Origin of the sequence: Phormidium sp. CCY1219, assembly GCF_035615515.1 — a bacterium.
Classification (GTDB): domain Bacteria; phylum Cyanobacteriota; class Cyanobacteriia; order Cyanobacteriales; family Laspinemataceae; genus CCY1219.
Genome location: NZ_JAJENT010000903.1, coordinates 1 through 250, shown reverse-complemented (window position 1 = coordinate 250; position 250 = coordinate 1). Strand labels below are relative to the sequence as shown.

The window sequence follows — 250 nt, the reverse complement described above, 5'->3', positions numbered from 1 at the left end:
CCTCTAACTGCAGGATAAATCCCGGTAGCAGGGGGTCTCCCGACACCGTGGCAGGATTATCCAGCACTTCTACTTCTGCACCGGGACGATAAATTTCCACTTGCCGAGTTTGGCGATTAATCAACCATCCCAATACCGTACCATTTTCGATATATTCTTTCATTTTCGCTTGGGTGGTTTTTAAACTATCGCTTGGCGACATAAGTTCGATCGCAAAATCCGGCGCAAAGGGGAGAAATTTCTCTTTTTC

1 protein-coding gene is annotated in these 250 nt (G+C 46.4%); it reads right to left on the bottom strand.

Features of this window, described 5'->3' with window-relative positions; translation table 11 throughout:
- The coding region (locus tag LKK83_RS32500; RefSeq protein ID WP_324635059.1) for a Uma2 family endonuclease at positions 1 to 250 on the bottom strand (250 nt) is incomplete at both ends.